Source organism: Rhodococcus sp. WS3 (assembly GCF_003797085.1).
GTDB lineage: Bacteria > Actinomycetota > Actinomycetes > Mycobacteriales > Mycobacteriaceae > Rhodococcus_F > Rhodococcus_F globerula.
On record NZ_RKMA01000001.1, the window covers coordinates 91,832 to 108,391 of the forward strand.

At 62.1% G+C, this 16,560-nt stretch carries 18 protein-coding genes; 3 read left to right on the forward strand and 15 right to left on the reverse strand.

Annotation, left to right across the window (positions count from 1 at the left end; all coding sequences use genetic code 11):
- Positions 1 to 15: 15 nt before the first annotated feature.
- The 3 genes from trpC to EEB13_RS00415 form a co-directional block, all read right to left on the reverse strand.
- Positions 16 to 825 carry an indole-3-glycerol phosphate synthase TrpC gene (gene trpC, locus EEB13_RS00405; protein WP_033230856.1) on the reverse strand — a complete coding sequence of 270 codons (810 nt, stop codon included), beginning with the start codon at positions 823 to 825 and terminating at the stop codon, positions 16 to 18.
- A 131-nt stretch (positions 826 to 956) separates the two neighbouring features.
- Positions 957 to 1,607 (reverse strand): TIGR02234 family membrane protein, encoded by a 651-nt coding sequence (locus tag EEB13_RS00410; RefSeq protein WP_092800321.1) that lies wholly within the window; start codon positions 1,605 to 1,607, stop codon positions 957 to 959.
- 66 nt (positions 1,608 to 1,673) lie between these two features.
- Positions 1,674 to 3,257, reverse strand: coding sequence for an anthranilate synthase component I (locus EEB13_RS00415; RefSeq protein ID WP_033230858.1), 1,584 nt, complete (start codon positions 3,255 to 3,257; stop codon positions 1,674 to 1,676).
- Positions 3,258 to 3,314: 57 nt separating this feature from the next.
- On the opposite strand from EEB13_RS00415, the gene EEB13_RS00420 reads away from it, so the two are divergent.
- Positions 3,315 to 3,773: a peroxiredoxin gene (locus EEB13_RS00420; RefSeq protein ID WP_033231404.1), complete on the forward strand. Its 459-nt coding sequence runs from the start codon at positions 3,315 to 3,317 to the stop codon at positions 3,771 to 3,773.
- 4 nt (positions 3,774 to 3,777) lie between these two features.
- Here the strand turns inward: EEB13_RS00420 and EEB13_RS00425 are convergent, their stop codons facing one another.
- Complete coding sequence (locus EEB13_RS00425) at positions 3,778 to 4,560, reverse strand: dioxygenase (RefSeq protein ID WP_045070071.1); 783 nt, start codon at positions 4,558 to 4,560, stop codon at positions 3,778 to 3,780.
- Positions 4,561 to 4,721: 161 nt separating this feature from the next.
- On the opposite strand from EEB13_RS00425, the gene EEB13_RS00430 reads away from it, so the two are divergent.
- On the forward strand, positions 4,722 to 5,231 hold the full coding sequence (locus EEB13_RS00430) for a MarR family winged helix-turn-helix transcriptional regulator (RefSeq protein ID WP_116101372.1): 510 nt from the start codon (positions 4,722 to 4,724) through the stop codon (positions 5,229 to 5,231).
- Positions 5,232 to 5,284: 53 nt separating this feature from the next.
- Positions 5,285 to 5,872 (forward strand): TetR/AcrR family transcriptional regulator, encoded by a 588-nt coding sequence (locus EEB13_RS00435; RefSeq protein WP_033230861.1) that lies wholly within the window; start codon positions 5,285 to 5,287, stop codon positions 5,870 to 5,872.
- A 7-nt stretch (positions 5,873 to 5,879) separates the two neighbouring features.
- Here EEB13_RS00435 and EEB13_RS00440 read toward each other — a convergent pair whose 3' ends face one another.
- The 11 genes from EEB13_RS00440 to EEB13_RS00490 are packed head-to-tail and all read right to left on the reverse strand — an operon-like array spanning position 5,880 to position 16,542.
- On the reverse strand, positions 5,880 to 6,347 hold the full coding sequence (locus EEB13_RS00440) for a hypothetical protein (protein ID WP_141484384.1): 468 nt from the start codon (positions 6,345 to 6,347) through the stop codon (positions 5,880 to 5,882).
- Positions 6,344 to 6,874 carry a hypothetical protein gene (locus EEB13_RS00445; protein ID WP_257013040.1) on the reverse strand — a complete coding sequence of 177 codons (531 nt, stop codon included), beginning with the start codon at positions 6,872 to 6,874 and terminating at the stop codon, positions 6,344 to 6,346. The genes EEB13_RS00440 and EEB13_RS00445 overlap by 4 nt, the downstream gene beginning before the upstream one ends.
- Positions 6,841 to 8,139, reverse strand: a complete 1,299-nt coding sequence (locus EEB13_RS00450) for an MCE family protein (RefSeq protein ID WP_045070078.1) — start codon at positions 8,137 to 8,139, stop codon at positions 6,841 to 6,843. Before EEB13_RS00450 ends, EEB13_RS00445 begins: the two co-directional genes overlap by 34 nt.
- Positions 8,136 to 9,221: an MCE family protein gene (locus EEB13_RS00455; protein WP_141484385.1), complete on the reverse strand. Its 1,086-nt coding sequence runs from the start codon at positions 9,219 to 9,221 to the stop codon at positions 8,136 to 8,138. Before EEB13_RS00455 ends, EEB13_RS00450 begins: the two co-directional genes overlap by 4 nt.
- A complete protein-coding gene (locus EEB13_RS00460) occupies positions 9,218 to 10,438 on the reverse strand; it encodes an MCE family protein (protein WP_045070083.1) in 1,221 nt (406 codons plus the stop codon). Before EEB13_RS00460 ends, EEB13_RS00455 begins: the two co-directional genes overlap by 4 nt.
- Complete coding sequence (locus EEB13_RS00465; RefSeq protein WP_080711549.1) at positions 10,438 to 11,451, reverse strand: MCE family protein; 1,014 nt, start codon at positions 11,449 to 11,451, stop codon at positions 10,438 to 10,440. Before EEB13_RS00465 ends, EEB13_RS00460 begins: the two co-directional genes overlap by 1 nt.
- Positions 11,452 to 11,456: 5 nt before the next feature.
- Positions 11,457 to 12,479, reverse strand: coding sequence for an MCE family protein (locus EEB13_RS00470; protein ID WP_141484386.1), 1,023 nt, complete (start codon positions 12,477 to 12,479; stop codon positions 11,457 to 11,459).
- Complete coding sequence (locus EEB13_RS00475) at positions 12,476 to 13,645, reverse strand: MCE family protein (RefSeq protein ID WP_141484387.1); 1,170 nt, start codon at positions 13,643 to 13,645, stop codon at positions 12,476 to 12,478. Before EEB13_RS00475 ends, EEB13_RS00470 begins: the two co-directional genes overlap by 4 nt.
- Positions 13,646 to 13,654: 9 nt before the next feature.
- Positions 13,655 to 14,506, reverse strand: a complete 852-nt coding sequence (locus EEB13_RS00480; RefSeq protein WP_045071047.1) for an MlaE family ABC transporter permease — start codon at positions 14,504 to 14,506, stop codon at positions 13,655 to 13,657.
- Between the two features lie 5 nt (positions 14,507 to 14,511).
- Positions 14,512 to 15,252: an MlaE family ABC transporter permease gene (locus EEB13_RS00485; RefSeq protein WP_187328547.1), complete on the reverse strand. Its 741-nt coding sequence runs from the start codon at positions 15,250 to 15,252 to the stop codon at positions 14,512 to 14,514.
- A 36-nt stretch (positions 15,253 to 15,288) separates the two neighbouring features.
- The gene (locus tag EEB13_RS00490) at positions 15,289 to 16,542 is read right to left on the reverse strand and encodes a cytochrome P450 (protein WP_141484389.1); all 1,254 of its coding nucleotides are present in this window, start codon (positions 16,540 to 16,542) and stop codon (positions 15,289 to 15,291) included.
- Positions 16,543 to 16,560 lie beyond the last annotated feature (18 nt).

Below are 16,560 nucleotides of genomic sequence, written 5' to 3' on the forward strand. Positions count from 1 at the left end.
GAGCGGTGATGCGATTCAGCGTGACGGTTTAGGGCAGGACGGATGCGCTCCGGCGTTGACCAGATCGGCAACCGCTTTACGCGGATCACCACTGGTCACGAGGCCTTCGCCCACCAGGACTGCGTCTGCGCCTGCGCCTGCGTACGCGAGCAGATCAGCAGTGCCACGAACGCCCGACTCGGCGATCTTGATGGTTTCGGTCGGAAGGCCAGGGGCGATCTGACCGAAGGTGTTCTTGTCGACCTCGAGGGTCTTGAGGTTGCGGGCGTTGACACCGATAACCTTGGCGCCGGCTTCGAGCGCGCGGTTGGCCTCTTCCTCGGTGTGAACCTCGACCAGCGCAGTCATCCCCAACGATTCGGTCCGATCGATCAACGAGGCAAGCGCCTGCTGCTCGAGTGCCGCGACGATCAGCAGAATGACATCGGCGCCATGGGCGCGTGCCTCGTGAATCTGGTACGGACCCACGATGAAGTCCTTGCGCAACACCGGAATAGTGACGGCCTTGCGGACGGCATCCAGGTCGGCGAGCGATCCGTGGAAACGACGTTCTTCGGTGAGAACGCTGATGATTCGAGCACCGCCCGCTTGGTAGGCGGCTGCCAATTCTGCGGGGTCGGCGATGTCTGCGAGCGCACCCTTGGACGGGCTTGCGCGCTTCACCTCGGCGATGACGCCGATGCTCGGTTCCAGAAGTGCCGCTACAGCATCGAGGGCGGGCGGTGCAGTGGCCGCGGCAGCCTTGACTGCAGCGAAGTCGAGTACGGCTTCGCGGGCGGCGACATCAGCGCGCACCCCGTCGAGAATCGAGTCGAGTACGGTCATCGTGGCCCGAATCCTTTCTGGGCAAGTGCCCGATGTGAGATACGTCATCGGGGTGGTGTCAGCCTAGTTGGGCGATTTTTTGCTACTCCGCCCGGGTACCCACGCGCGTGGGAGTTCGGACGTAATCGAGGTCACGATCGTGAATCCTTGCCCGGCTCATTGCCGTCCGCGTCAGGTTTCTCGCCTTCCGTATCGAGCGTCGGATCTTCCCCGGCGTCGAGCGCGTCCCACAGCATCCGTTGTGTCACAGGCTCGTCGGGCGCATCTTTGCTTCCCTGTCCGAGCTTGGCCGCTGCCTCCCGGCGAGCTGCAGGGTTGTCGTACTTCGACGAGAGACCGGCGCGCGCCTTGGGCTTTCGCATGAGCAGAACACCGGCAGCGAGAGCCGCAAGGGCCCCGGCGAGCGCGAGCAGCGCAGGCAACACCGATGCTTCGGCGGACACTTCTTCGAGGTGCGAGGACAGTTCGGCAAGATCTGCGGCGCGGTCGTCATCTGCTCCCGAAACCAACAGTTGGACAGCTGGAACTGCGACTCCGATGCCGACCAATCCCACCAACAGGCCGACAACTCGGAGCGCCCACCCACGGACCGCAAACGATGCCGCAACAGCAGCAAGAAGCGTGAGAGCGAGCGGCGTCATCGCCGCAGCCCACGTGCCACCGTCGAGATCCGTGGTGCGCGCCAAAGTCTTACCGTCACTGGAGGTTACTTGTACCCACGTCATCCGCGAGCTTCCCCACAGCGCAATGGCCGCGATCCCCAGCAGGAGCGTGGTCAGCATCGTGGTGCTGCGGCCCGAACGTGGTGTCGGCGAGTCCGCGCCGGTGCTCGAAGCTTGTTCGCTCACTTACCCTTCACCTCCGATGGTGCGCAACGTGTGTGCCGATGCGATCGCGCTGAGCACGGCCATCGCCTTGTTCCGCGCCTCGGTGTCCTCGTAGACCGGATCGGAGTCGGCGACCACACCTGCACCGGCTTGGACGTATCCGATGCCGTCCTTGATGAGTGCGGTGCGAATCGCGATCGCGGTGTCGGCATCACCGGCGAAGTCGAGGTACCCGACAATGCCGCCGTAGACCCCGCGGCGGGTGGGTTCGAGTTCTTCGATCAACTGCATCGCCCGGACCTTGGGAGCGCCCGAGAGCGTTCCGGCCGGGAAGCACGCCGTGACAGCGTCGAGCGCCTGCTTGCCCTCCGCGAGGTGCCCGGTCACGGTGGAGACCAGGTGCATCACGTGGCTGTATCGCTCGATGTGGCGGTAATCGTGCACCTTGACCGTGCCGGGTCGGCAGACACGACCGAGGTCGTTGCGTCCGAGGTCGACCAGCATCAGGTGCTCGGAGTTTTCCTTCTCGTCAGCGAGGAGGTCCTTCTCGAGGAGGATGTCGTCTTCCTCGGTTGCACCGCGCCACCGGGTTCCGGCGATCGGGTGAGTGGTTGCGACACCTTCCGAGACGGTAACCAGCGCTTCTGGGCTGGAGCCGACAATGGAGAATGCGGTCTCACCGTCACCGTTCGGGACGTTGAGCAGGTACATGTACGGACTGGGGTTCGAGGCCCGCAACATTCGGTACACGTCAATAGGTGCTGCGGTGCAGTCGATCTCGAATCGTTGGGAGAGCACGACCTGGAATGCCTCGCCCGCTTCGATATCGCCGATCAGCTTCTTCACGTCGACGCCGAAACTCTCCGTCGTGCGCTGACGGCGGTAACTCGGGGTGACCTTGGCAAACGTGGAGACCGTCGACTTGGCTGGTGCCGCAAGTGCCCGCGTCATCGCGTCGAGACGCGCGACGGCGTCGTCGTACGCCTCCTCGACCCGTGCGTCGGTGCCGTCCCAGTTGACTGCGTTGGCGATCAACGTGATCGCACCCTCGTGATGGTCGACGGCGGCAATGTCTGCGGCCAGCAACATGACCATCTCGGGGATCTGCAGGTCGTCGACGGCCGAGTTGCCCACGTTTTCGAGCCGACGGACGGCGTCGTATCCGAGGAATCCGACCATCCCGCCGGTAAGAGGCGGCAGGTCGGGCAGACGTTCCGAGCGCAAAAGTTCGAGAGTGGCACCGAGTGCGTCGACAGGGTTGCCACCGGACGGTGCGCCGGCGGGGACGTTGCCGTACCAGGCGGCTTCACCGTCGATGACTGTCAGAGCGGCAGGACTGCCGACGCCGATGAAGGACCATCGTGACCACGACCGGCCGTTCTCCGCAGACTCGAGAAGGAAGGTTCCCGGACGGTTCCCGGCCAACTTCTCATAAGCCGAGAGCGGAGTTTCGGAGTCCGCCAGCACTTTTCGTGTCACCGGAACTACCCGATGCTCGGCGGCGAGGGCACGGAACTGCTCTCGCGTGGTGGTGGAATCGGACGCCGCATCGACGATCGCGGTGTCGGACGAGGGTGCGGACTTGGAGGTGGGCTCGCCGTGCATGACTCCATCATCCCAGGCTCACCTGCGCGGGCCTCGTTCGCGGGTAACCTCAGCCGAATGAAACCAGGTCAGCTTGCTCCCGATTTCACCCTGCCCGATCAGGACGGAACGCCCCGTTCGCTGACCAGCCTGCTGGAGAAGGGGCCACTGGTGCTGTTCTTCTATCCGGCAGCCTCAACGCCGGTGTGCACCGCGGAAGCGTGCCACTTCCGCGACCTCGGCAAGGATTTTGCAGCGGTAGGCGCCGCTCGCGCGGGCATCAGCACCGACACCGTCGAAGCGCAGTCGACGTTTGCCACTACCCAGTCCTTCGACTATCCCCTGCTCGCCGACACCGACGGCACCGTTGCCGAGCAGTTCGGCGTCAAACGCGGACTGCTCGGCAAGTTGATGCCGGTCAAACGTTCAACGTTCGTGATCGACACGGATCGAACCGTATTGAAGGTCATCTCGAGCGAATTCCGCGCGAGCACACATGGCGATCAGGCACTCGAGTTTCTCCGGAGTCGCACCTGACCCGCTACGCGACCTGAATCGAGCGCTTTGCGAGTCCCATCCAGAAACCGTCGATGACCTGGGTGGGCACCTGCTCAGGATCGGACGACGCACCGAGAGTCACGAACAGCGGCGCGAAGTGCTCGATGGTCGGGTGTGCGTACGGCATACCGGGAGCCTGTGCACGGAAATCGATGAGCGAATCGACGTCGCCGGCTGCGAACCGCTCCCCGGCCCACGCGTCGAATTCGGCAGACCAACCTGGAGCCTTTGCCTCCGGCGACGGGTCACGCAGAAATGGCAGGCCATGGGTTGTAAATCCGGATCCCACGATCAACACGCCCTGCTCGCGCAGTGGACGCAACCGTTGGCCGAGGTCTAGCAGACGTTCGGGGTCCAAAGTCGGCAGGGAGATCTGCAGCACGGGGATGTCCGCATCCGGGTACATCACCGTCAACGGAACATAGGCGCCGTGATCGAGGCCACGATTGGGTTGCTGGACGACCTGCTCGTTATCTGGCATCAACGCTGCCACCTGCGTGGCCAGGTCCGGCGCCCCCGGCGAGTTGTACCGAGCCCGGTAAAACCGCTCGGGGAATCCACCGAAGTCGTAGATCAGCGGGGTTCCCGTTGTGGTCGATCCGATGGTCAGCGGCGCGGATTCCCAATGTGCCGACACGATCAAGATTGCCGTCGGCCGTGGCAGGTCACCGGCCCACGCGCCTAGTTGCTTCACCCAGAGAGCGCTGTCCACCAACGGCGGGGCACCGTGGCTGAGATACAGCGCGGGCATTGTGGCGGCGGACATAGCGGCTCCTCATGAGTTCACCGAATAGTTTTAAGTTGAAGGTTCAACCTAATATAGAACTCAACACTTGAAACGCGCAACTATTCCCTGCCTGCACCCACTGGACACTCGTCTGCAACCCTGTAGTGGTAGAACACAGCGCTTCGAAGGGGTACAGACCGATGAGTGGATCGAACGGCCAGGCCGAGTCGCCGGTTCAGACCAAGTGGCTCACCACCGAGCAACAGCAGGCCTGGCGCACCCTCATCTCCTTGGTAACCCGCCTACCAGCGGCTCTCGACACCCAGCTCCAACGCGACTGCGCACTAACCCATTTCGAGTACTTCGTGCTGTCGGCACTGTCAGAAGTACCCGACCACAAGCTGCAACTCTCACTACTGGCACAGCAAGCCAATGCGTCGCTGTCGCGCCTCTCCCACGTCGTCACGAAGATGGAGAAGGCCGGCTTGGTCAAGCGTGAAGTGATCCGCGGTAGCCGAGGCTCCAACGCGGTACTCACCGATGCCGGAATGGCCAAGGTCATCGAGGCATCGCCCGGTCACGTTCGGTTGGTCCAAGCCTTGGTGTTCGAAGGCCTCGACGACAGCCAGGTCGCACAACTCTCCGCCCTGAGCACCGCCATGGTCGACCAACTCGACAGAGGAATTGCCGGCGGACTCGGGAAAGCCTGACGGGACCACCCACACCGCGCACAACTTCCCCGGCTCCCGTAGTGTCTGGACACATGTCTGGTAAGGCCAACTTCGAGTCCACCCGCCGGCGCCTGTCGGGACAACAGGCCGAAACTGTCGATCGTTTGACCAAGGCAGCTGTTGCCATCCTGCGTACGCATGGGTTTTCCGCCCTGACCATTCGCATGGTCGCGGGCGAAGCTGGGGTCGCGCCGGCAACCGCGTACACCTACTTCTCGTCCAAGAGCCACCTTGTCGCAGAACTGTTCTGGCGACGCCTCGACGCGCTCCCTCACGAGGCCGACGCAGAGCAGGACCGCGAGAGTCAGGTCTGTTCGGTCCTGCGCAGTGTCGCACTCCTGGTGTCCGATGAACCGGAACTCGCCGCCGCAGTCACCACCGCGATGATGGCCGACGACCCGGACGTCGAACATCTCCGCGCCCGGATCGGGAAGAACATTCGCGAACGCCTGGTCGAGGCATTGGGACCGGAACACGACGCCGACGTCCTCGAAGCCCTTGAAATCGCCTGGTCAGGCGCATTGGTGCGAGCTGGAATGGGATACGAGTCCTACTCGCAGATCGCGGATCGCCTCGAGATCACCGCAAGGCTGATCATGGCGGGCCACGACAACAGCTGAGCAGAACTCAGATCGGTGTCAGCTCACTCACCAACCACCGGTCATCGACGCGTTCGACGGTGACCTTCACGCGACTCGAACTCGACGCCGGAGCCGGCTGCGCAAAACTGGTGGTGATCTGATCGACGAACATCAGCAATTCGACGCGATCGAACATGGCACCGAGCAACCCGACATCCACAACCCGGGCGCTGGTACTGATTCCTTGCGCTTTCGATTGGGGCGCAACGATTGTCGCAGCAAACTCGACGAATTCGTCCTTGAACGTTCCGGTGGCTGCGCCAGCCCCGGCCGCGAGGTCACTGTCCACCATTTCACTGGTGTACGTAAGCAAGTCCTCCACCAACGCAGGTGCCGTTGCAATCGCATCCGCTCTCGCCGACTCGAGTGCATCGCCGTCGCGGCGAATCCACAGCAGGGCGCACGCGGCAATTGCGAGAACCGCAACCAGCACGACAGAGATCGCCCGCCTCACGGCACGAACTCCACACTCGACATCAGAATTTTCCCGTCGACGTCCTCGACACCGATGCGCAGTCGATAGGTCCGCGACGTCGTCTCGCCCGCAGAATTGGCGACCTCCGCAGACGCCGCAATCAGTACTAATCCCGACGTCGCCGTCTCCGACGACAGTGCAGCAGCATCGATCCTTGCGTCGGAGTTGACAGATGCGGAACGTATCGCGTTGACGAACTCCGACTGATCGCCAACCAACTCCTCTGCGAACTCGCCCGTGCTGAGCGCTCGCAGTTGGGCCACATCCTCGTCCACGGTATCGACGTGAATGTCGACCAATGCCAGCGCTCCCGCCGACGCCCCGTCCACCAGTTCCTGCCGATGAGCGTCCCGGGCATTGTCGCCCCGCATCGACATAGCGCCGGTCACCACCACTGCCGCCAAACCTGCAATCACCACCGCGACAAGCACGCGTCCGCGCGTGGTTACATGCCGCGAAACATCCTCGGTTGTCAGGGATTCGGTGTCGTCAACAACTGCTGCCACGAATCCCCCTTACCGATATCGGTGTGCCCGTATGCAATCCCGTCCGGCCCGGTGTACAACTCGTCGGGAGCGTTGGTTCCCGACGGCACGTACGGTTCCGGGCTCCGGCACGTCACCGGGTCCGGCGCCCGCTTGCCCGGAACTTCCATACACGGAATGTTCCGCGAACCGCGCACGGCAAAGACCGAATCCGCCGGCACCTTGCAGAACAGATCGGGCGGAGTGTCCGGAACACTGGTCACCGTGGGGTCGCGGCGCTGATCCGCCGGTAGGTATCCGGTGGAGCAGGCCGCCGGGTCTTGAGCCTGCAGATGGAAATTGACGTTGGCGGCTCCGTCCGCCTGGCCGCGTTGTACAACGGTCTCCTGAGCAGCAACAAGCGGCGGCAGTATGACCAGTACCTGTTCGAGTGACGCGTTGTAGGTGAGCGCAACCTGCCCGGCACTGGTCAGGTTGGCCAGGAGAATCGGCAGGGTCGGACGCAGATCCTGGAACAAGAGCTCCGCCTCGGTGGCGAACCCTGGCCCGGTGTCGATGATGTTGCGAATAGTGCCGTCCGCGATTTCCAATTGCCCGCTCAGCCGGGCGACGCTCGACGCCCACAATCGGATTTGATCCCCCGTGACAACTTGGGTCTCGAGGAGCGGGGCGAGTTGTTGCACAAGAGTTGTCGCGGGAGTAGTGGCGTCGGACAACTGATCTACAAAGGACGTGGTCGAATCCAGCAGTCTCGCAAGATCTTCGCCGCCACCGGCAAACGCAGCTGCAGACTCGTCGATCACCGCGCGCAGTTTGTCCTGTGGGACGGAGGCGAGCAACGCCTGCGCCTGATCGAGAACGGGTCCGATCTCCTGAGATATCACCACAGACTCGGTGTCGATCACGTCGCCGTCGGCCAGAAACGGGCCGTCAGAGGTGGTCGGCTGCAGATCGACGTACTGCTCGCCTATCGCCGATACGCTGCGCACAGCCGCCACCAGATCGGTACTGGGTACGGGAACTGAACTCTGCAAGGACAATTCGGCTTTCACGACGTCGGGGTGGAGCTGCACCGATCGGACTTGACCAATGGTGTCGCCGCGGTACGTCACATTCGCATTGCGGTACAGGCCACCGGCGTTGGGCAGTTCCACCGTCACTGTGTATCGCCCGATACCCAGCATCGTGGGAACACGGAGGTACGCGATCGCGGCCACCGTCATACCGAGCACGGCAAGGATCGCAAAGATCACCAACTGCCGGCGAACAAGCTTGGTGAGGATCATCGTCCTCCCTCCCCTGCATTGCCCGTTGCATTCAGCGGCGCGGTCATCGGGTCGACCGGCCCGCCGCCCATTTGCGGAGCACCGAACGGGGTACCGAAACCGAGTCCGGACTGTAATCGGTTGGTGGTCAGGTCGATCAGCGCCCACAGATTGGTGTAGTCGCCGCGCATCCCGTCATCGATGGTGGTCTGTGGGAACGGGAAGGTGCTCAGGTTTCCGAGATTGTTGATCAGATCCGGACCTGCCGCGACAACCTGCTGCAATGTCGGCTCGAGTGCCGCAAGATTTGCGCTCAGATCATCTCGCGTGCGGTTGACCAGGTCGGTGCCGACGTCTCCGAATCGGCCCACCGAATCGAGTGCGGTGGTCAGGGTAATGCGCTGATCTTCCAGTTCCGCCAAGGCTGGAGCCAGCACGTCGAGCGCCTTCCCCAGTACGTCGCGTTGGGCGTTGATTTCCCCCGCAAACACATCCAGGTTCTCCATCGTGGTCACCATGGCGATGCGTTGCCGGTCCAGGGTCTCGGTCAATGTGTCCATCTGCGCGAGTAGGTCACGTGCTGAGATGGTGCGTCCGCCGAGTGCATTGTTCAATTCGGTGGTGATGGTGTGAATTTGCGCGAGTCCGCCGCCGTTGAGCACTATGGACAGCGCTGTCAGAGTTTCCTCCGTAGTCGGGTACACGCCCGCCGACGCCAGAGGAATGACAGAGCCCTCGGCGAGCGTCCCTTCCGGTTCGACACCGACCGGCGGTGCCAGGGCAACATGCTTGGAACCCAGCAGGCTGGTCTGTCCGATTTTCGCGGTGGAATTAGCCGGCAACACCACCGAACCATCCAGGGACACTGTCACTTTCGCGTGCCAATTGTCGGAGGCGATGGCACTGATACTGCCGACCGTCACATCGTTCACCATTACCGGGGAGTTGGGACTGATCGACGTGACGTCCGGCATCTCGATGACCACGGAAAAACTGTCGGCGCCGCGCCCCGCAGCACCGGGCAACGGCACCGAATTCAGGCCGTTCCACCCGCAGCCGGACACGAGCACAACAACACCGACGCAACAGATTCTCCGGATCATCGTGTCCCCACCTCCGGCATCAGCAACTGCCCCAGCCCTGCGGGAACACTCACGCTCGGCAGGGAGGGAGCCGGCTTCAGATCCGGTTCGCTGTACACCAACTGATCCGGCGCCGCACCAAGCGCACGGGTCGGATTGATGTTCAGATCCGGATAGTTCGCTCTGATGGTGTTCAGGTACGGTCCGAGGTACTCGGCACACAATTCCGCACCCTTCGCAGAGGTTTCGTTTGCCAGTCCCGCGATACCGCCGCAGATGAAGTCGATGGGGTTGCCGATGTTCTGGAAGGCAGGCACCCCGACCATCGCGCCTTGGGCCGGGCGGTACACGTTGTAGTAATTGGACAAGGCCGTCGGCGCCAGATGCAGAAGCTTTTCGATCCCATCGCGTTTGTCCACCAGCACCTGGGAGACATCGGCCAATGTGTTCACCTGTTCGGTGAGCCCGCTGCGATTCTGTTCGACAAATCGGTGGACATCACCGATCGCCGCATCCAGATCAACCAGAGCTGGTGCCAATTGTGTCCGGCTGTCTGCCAACAGACCTGTCACTGTTGCCAGACGTCCCTGAAAGCTCACTATCTGTTCGTTGCTTGCCGCCAACGCCGTGGTGAAAATCTGCAGTCCCCGGATCGTTCCGAAAAGATCGCCACCTCCCTCGTTCAGAGTGCTCATGGCCGAAGACAGTTCCGTGATCGAACGTCCTAACGCCTCACCGTTCCCACTCAAAGCCGTGCCTGCGGCATCGAGGAATTCGGCCGCTGACCCGCGGGTCCCCTCGGATGGCCCCAATGCATCTGCCGCCCGGCCCAATTGCTCCTTGATCTGGTCCCATTCCACGGGCACCGCGGTTCGCTCGATTCCGATCTCCGCTCCATCGGCCAACGCGTCTCCCCCGTCCTCCGTCAATGCCGGCGTCAGCTGGACGAACCTGGCCGAGACCAAGGACTGAGCAACGATCACCGCGTGTGCGTCCGCTGCGACAGGGACGGATCGGGCGAGTTCGAGTTCGACCCGCATCTTCTCCCCCTGCGGAGTTATCGAGGTGACCTTGCCGACGTCGACGCCCACAACACGGACGTCGTCGCCGACGTAGAGTCCCGTCGTCGACGCAAAATAGGCCGTCACCGAGTAGTACCGAAAGTGCTGTACGACAAAATATCCCGCCACCGCCACCGCAAGTACCCCGACCGCGGCGACAATACGTTTCGCGACCATCAGCGAACCTCCGGTATCGGTAGCGGCGCAGGCGGAAGCCCGACAATCGCGTTGATCAACGGTTGGGTGTACTGGGCGGGAAGCAGGTTCTGGATGTACGAGTAGTAGAACGGTCCGCTCGCGACGGTATCGCCGAGCGTCCCCACGTACGTTCCGAGTCCGTCGATGCCCTGGGCCAGGTTGTCCTTGTTCTTCTGGAGTATCCCGAGCACCGTGTCGAGCTTGTTCAGGACCGGGCCCAGTTGTGCTTCGTTGTCGTGTACCAACCCACTGAGTTGAGTGGAGACAGCCGAGATGTCGGTGATGACGTTGCCCAACGCATCCTGCCTGCGGACCAGTTCACCAAGGAGAGCATCGCCGTCGACAAGAAGCGCGTTGACCTGCGGTCCCCGGTCCGCGAGGAGACCGGCCACGTTATTCGCATCTGCGAGCAGAAGCTTCAGTGTCTCGTCGCGACGGTTGATGCTGTCCGACAGGCGGGCTACCCCGTCGAGGGCGGGCCGCAAGGAAGGCGCGCTGTCCGTCATCACTGCACCAACCTCCTCCAACGACGCCGACAACTGGTCGAGGTTGATGTCCTCGACCGTGGTGGTGAGGTCGCCGAGTACGTCGGGCAACGAATACGCCGATCGGGTGCGTTCGAGTGGGATCTGTCCGCCGACGGGTATCCGTCCACTTCCATCCAGGTCGAGCGATAGCGCACGTTTACCGAGCAGGGACATCGTGGTGATCGCCGCCGACGTACTCTCACCGAGAGTGACGGAACCGTCGAGCGTGAAATCAACTCGAGCACGGCCTTTTTCGACAGCGATGTTATCGACGGTGCCGATCTTCACCCCGGCCGCGTTTACCTCGTCACCGGCAGCCACACCACTCGCGTCGTTGAACACTGCGCTGTAGCTCACTCCGTTTTTCACGAACTGCAGATCCTGATACTGCAGTGACGCCAGCACCACCGACGCGGTCATCACCATCCCCACAACACCTACTCGCACGGCCTGCTTCTGCGCCATCTCTCTCATCGTGGTGCGCACCTTCCGGTCGTCTGGTCGATCAGGTCGACCGTCATCGGTTCGCCGTCAGCCCCGTCGACTTTGAGCGCGATACCGCAGAGATAGAAGTTGAAGAAGGACCCGTAGGCACCAACTCGGATCAGTTGCCGATAGTTCGACGGCATCGACGCGAGGATTCGATCGAGCTCGCCCTGTTGCTCGACCAAAGGGTCCAAGCTCTGGTCGAGTTGCGACAGTGTGCCACTGATGCCGGGCCTGACCCCGGCCAGGAGATCTGCGAAAGTTTGTGCAGCGGTATCGATGCTCGTCACCGAAGTCCCGATCAGTTCCTTGTCCGACGCGAGTCCGCTAACCAGTTGTTGCAGATGGTCGAGCGTGTCGGTGAACTGTCCGCCTCGCCCACGTAATTCACTCAATACGCCGTCAAGATTGTTGATGACCCGGCCGATGAGCACATCACGGTCGGCAAGTGTGTTGGTGATCGATCCGGTATGTGCGAGCACCGACGCCACTGTCCCCGACTGCCCTTGAAATACCTCGAGCAGCGACAGGGACAGCGCGTTGACCTGGGTCGGGTCGAGCGCCTGGAACAACGGTTTGAAGCCACCGAGCAGCGCGTCGAGGTCCAGCGCCGGCGCAGTCCTGGTGGTGGGGATGGTTGCACCTGCGGCCATTGGTTGCGCGGCGCCGGGACTGTCGAGCAATTCGAGATAGCGGTTGCCCACGAGGTCCTGATAGCGCACCGCCGCCCGGGTCTGCTCCGTCAGAGTCTCCACCGAATCAACGCTGAATTTCACGTGAGCAAGGTGGTCGTCACCGAATTCGACGGCGCTCACCGTTCCCACAGGCACACCGGCGATCCGTACCTTGTCGCCGGATTTCAGTCCGGACACATTGACGAATTGGGCTGCGTAACTGTGCTCGTCGCCTCCTCGCATCTGCCCGAAGACCAGCACGAGCCCAGCATTGACCAGCAGCATCACCGCCACGAAGATGCCGAATTTGATGCCGTAGCCGCGCCGCTTCATCGAATCGCCGTTCCGAACAGGTAACTGAGCAGGTTCGGCATGTCGTTTATCGGCTGGCCGCCATTCCACTGACGTTCCGGTTCGAAAGGATTCACACCCGTGTCCGTCACCAGGTAGGGCGCGTTGACATTCGGATCGCGCAACGGAAGGCCCATGCACTGCGGTCCGCCGGTTGCCGCGACCTTCGGGAGATCGTCAGGATAGCGATACGGTTCGGTGCCTGCGATCAATCCGATCGACATCTTGATTCCCGGCTGCCCGTTGTACGCGCCGTCGCCGATTGCCTTGCTCTCCTCGAGTCCGTGGAACATGCATGGAATCACCGGCGAGTACTCTTCGAGAAGTTCGGTGGTTGGCCGCATGAGCGACAGGACGGTATCCACACCGTCGGCATTGGCGCCGAGGACATCTTCTCCGGTGCGCGCCAACCCAATTACGTTGAGTAGCAGTAGATCCAGATTCTCTTGCTCGTCGAGGACGGTGGTGCCGGTGACAGTGAGCGAGCCGAGGGTGTCCATCAGATCCAGCACAGCCGCCCGATATGTCCCGGACACTACCGGAAGGTCTGTGAGAACCTCGTCGAAAGCGGCACCGGCACTGTTGAATTCGGACAGCCACGCGTCGGCCTTCCCCAGAGCGACGCCCAACCTCTCCCCGCGACCTTGCAACGCGGTGGAAATCGCCCCAAGCGTCTGATCGAGTTTTCCGGGATCAACTGTCCGCAGGACGGCCGTCAACTTCTCGAACACGGTATCGATTTCGACGGTCACGTGATTCGCGTCGATGGTGGCGCCAGCAGTCAATCGCTCGGCGCTCGGATCCGCAGGCGCCGACATACTGACGAACTTCGCGCCGAAGGCGGTGTTCGAGGTGATCGCGACATCGACGTTGGCGGGAATCGACTCGAGTGCATCGGGATCTAGAAGGATGGACAACGTCGCGGTGGAATCGTCGGCCGGCGCGATCGACTCGACGGACCCGACGGTGACACCGGCCATCTTCACTCGCGCACCCGGATCCATCACAAGGCCGGCCCGCTCGGCAACAACTGTTATCGGAACGCGGATGGTGAACGACTGATTGAACGACGCGACCGCCAGCGCCACGACGGCAACAATCGCGCACGCCAAGCCTAATGCCGCAAGCTTGTATCCGTATCTCTCCACTCGCTCTCCCTATCCGGACAAGTTGAAGTTGCCGGAACCGCCGTACAGCGCCAGCGAGACCAGAAGGGTCACCGCCACAACACAAATCAGTGACAGACGGACGCCGCGCCCGACAGCTGTGCCCACCCCCGAGGGTCCGCCTACAGCGCTGTAGCCGTAGTACGTGTGAATCAGCATGACCAGCAACGCCATCACCAGTACCTGCACGAAGGACCAGGCGACGTCGACCGGATCGAGAAAGGTGGTGAAGTAGTGGTCGTAGAGCCCGGACGATTGACCGAACAGCACCACCGTGGTGAAACGTCCCGCGAGGAACGATCCGACGAGCGCCAACGAGTACAGCGGCAGAATGGCGAGCATCCCGGCCACGATGCGCGTACTCACCACGTACGGAACAGAACTGATCGCCATCGCTTCGAGTGCGTCGATTTCTTCACTGATGCGCATCGCACCGATCTGCGCCGTCGAGCCGGCGCCGATGGTTGCGGACAGCCCGATTCCCGCGATGACCGGCGCGGCGATGCGCACGTTGATGAACGCGGAGAAGAACCCGGTGAGTGCCTCGACGCCGATGTTTCCGAGCGAACTGAAACCTTGAATCGCGATGGTTCCGCCTGACGCCAGCGTCAGGAACCCGACAACGGCGACGGTGCCGCCGATCAATGCCAACGCACCTGTTCCCATGCTGATCTCGGCGACCAGACGCAAGACTTCTTTCGGGTGTTTGCGCAGCGCCCAGGGAATGAAGGCAATAGCTCTGACGAAGAAGACCGCTTGCCGTCCGACATCGTCGACGGACCGCGACACACGTGCCATCCGCGCTCGGGTCGCCCCGAATTTTCCGAGTTCCGCCAGTGCCACGCCGCTCACCCCGCCGTCAGCCTGATGCCCACCGCAGTCACGATGGTATTGACCACGAAGAGCGCCATGAATGCGTAGACCACTGTCTCGTTGACAGCCTCGCCAACACCTTTCGGACCGCCACGGACGGACAGTCCCCGGTAACACGCGACCAGTCCGGCGAGCATGCCGAACAGTGCGGCCTTCACCATCGACAAGGCAACTTCGGGTAATCCGGTGAGCAACGTGATGCCGTCGACAAACGCACCGGGATTCACGCCTTGGAGGAACACCGAGAAGATGTAGCCGCCGGTGATGCCGATGACGCACACAAGTCCGTTGAGCAGCAACGCAACCACCGTCGACGCGACAACCCGGGGAATCACCAGCCGATTGATCGGATCGATCCCGAGCACTTCCATCGCGTCGATCTCCTCGCGAATGGTCCGCGAACCGAGATCTGCGGCAATGGCGGTGGCGCCGGCGCCCGCCACGATGAGGACAGTGACCACTGGCGCGACCTGGGTGACGGCGCCGAGTGCCGCCCCGGCTCCGCTGAGGTCGGCAGCACCGATCTCGCGCAGCAGGATGTTGAGAGTGAAGCTCACCAGAACCGTGAACGGCACTGCCACCAGAACCGTCGGTACCAGCGACACCCGCGCGATCATCCAACTCTGTTCGAGAAACTCCTGCACCTGAAAGCGTGTGCGTACCAGTCCCACCGCAACATCGGCACCCATTTTGTAGAACTGACCGAGTTGACGCATCGGCGCTGCCAGCGAGACCCGCCCGGTATACACGGTTCAGTGCTCCACGGGACACGAGGCGTTGTTGCCGTAATCGACCCTGAATTCCTTGATCCCGTTGATCCACCCTGATGCCAACCGGCTGGGATCACCAAGTTTGCTGATGTCCGGCATGTGGTCGGCGATCTTGTTGAAAATCAGGTCGATCTCCATCCGGGCCAGGTTGGCGCCGACGCAGTAGTGTGGCCCGGTACCACCAAAAGCCAAGTGCGGATTGGGATCACGAAGAATGTCGAATACGTCCGGGTTCTCGAACGCAGATTCGTCGAAGTTCGCCGATCCATACAGGAGCACAACACGCTGCCCCTTCTTGATCGGAGTTCCGGCAATCTGAGTGTCCACCAACGCCGTACGTTGGAATGACGTCAGCGGCGACGCCCAGCGAATGATCTCGTCGGCCGCCGTGCGTGGACGCTCACGCTTGTACAGTTCCCATTGATCCGGGTACGTCAGAAACGCCATCATCCCGAGTGTTGTTGCATTGCGTGTTGTCTCGTTGCCCGCAACCGCCAACATGATGACAAAGAAGCCGAACTGTTCCGGCGTGAGAGCCTCACCGTCCACGTTCGCCTGGACCAATCGCGAAATGATGTCGTCGAGCGGTTCGTCGCGACGAGCCTCGGCAAGCTGATACGCGTACCCGAGTATCTGCGCCGACGCCATTCTGGACTCCCCGGCCATGGATTCGTCGTCGTATCCGGTCATCTGATTCGACCATTCGTAGAGCTGGCGTCGAGCCTCCTGCGGAACTCCGATGAGGTCCGAGATCGCCTGCATCGGTAGCTCACTGGCAACCTGCTGGACAAAATCACCGGTACCCGACGCTGCCGCGGCTTTCGCAATCTCTTCGGCTCGCTCTTCGAGCCCGGCTCGCATCGCTTCGACGGACCTGGGTGTGAACAATCGCGCCACTAACTTGCGCAACTGGGTATGTTCGGGCGCGTCCTTGTTGATCAGAACGTATTTACTGACTTCCAGTTCTTCGGCGGTGATGTTGTCTTCATGGCGTGGGACGCACCCGTTGACGTTGTTGGAGAACTCCTCCGAACGCAGCGACACGTCACGCACGTCGGCGTGCCGCGACACTACCCAGGCGCCACCGTCGTGGAAACCGCCGGTTCCCGGTTCCTGCGCGTTCCACCACACCGGAGCGCAGCGGCGTAGTTCCGCGAACTCGGCAAGGGGAACACGCTTGCCGTACATCTGAGGGTCGGTGACATCGAAGCCGTCGGGAAGGTTCAGCTCGGGCATATCGGTTGCTCCTCTTGC

Bases quoted from the DNA above. Each gene is read 5' to 3' on its own strand.
- EEB13_RS00460 (WP_045070083.1), bottom strand. From the start codon at position 10,438: ATGGTCGCGAAACGTATTGTCGCCGCGGTCGGGGTACTTGCGGTGGCG.
- EEB13_RS00430 (WP_116101372.1), top strand. From the start codon at position 4,722: ATGAGTGGATCGAACGGCCAGGCCGAGTCGCCGGTTCAGACCAAGTGG.
- EEB13_RS00425 (WP_045070071.1), bottom strand. From the start codon at position 4,560: ATGTCCGCCGCCACAATGCCCGCGCTGTATCTCAGCCACGGTGCCCCG.
- EEB13_RS00435 (WP_033230861.1), top strand. From the start codon at position 5,285: ATGTCTGGTAAGGCCAACTTCGAGTCCACCCGCCGGCGCCTGTCGGGA.
- EEB13_RS00485 (WP_187328547.1), bottom strand. From the start codon at position 15,252: ATGCGTCAACTCGGTCAGTTCTACAAAATGGGTGCCGATGTTGCGGTG.
- EEB13_RS00450 (WP_045070078.1), bottom strand. From the start codon at position 8,139: ATGATCCTCACCAAGCTTGTTCGCCGGCAGTTGGTGATCTTTGCGATC.
- EEB13_RS00410 (WP_092800321.1), bottom strand. From the start codon at position 1,607: ATGCTGACCACGCTCCTGCTGGGGATCGCGGCCATTGCGCTGTGGGGA.
- trpC (WP_033230856.1), bottom strand. From the start codon at position 825: ATGACCGTACTCGACTCGATTCTCGACGGGGTGCGCGCTGATGTCGCC.
- EEB13_RS00465 (WP_080711549.1), bottom strand. From the start codon at position 11,451: ATGGCGCAGAAGCAGGCCGTGCGAGTAGGTGTTGTGGGGATGGTGATG.
- EEB13_RS00470 (WP_141484386.1), bottom strand. From the start codon at position 12,479: ATGAAGCGGCGCGGCTACGGCATCAAATTCGGCATCTTCGTGGCGGTG.
- EEB13_RS00420 (WP_033231404.1), top strand. From the start codon at position 3,315: ATGAAACCAGGTCAGCTTGCTCCCGATTTCACCCTGCCCGATCAGGAC.
- EEB13_RS00415 (WP_033230858.1), bottom strand. From the start codon at position 3,257: ATGCACGGCGAGCCCACCTCCAAGTCCGCACCCTCGTCCGACACCGCG.
- EEB13_RS00490 (WP_141484389.1), bottom strand. From the start codon at position 16,542: ATGCCCGAGCTGAACCTTCCCGACGGCTTCGATGTCACCGACCCTCAG.
- EEB13_RS00455 (WP_141484385.1), bottom strand. From the start codon at position 9,221: ATGATCCGGAGAATCTGTTGCGTCGGTGTTGTTGTGCTCGTGTCCGGC.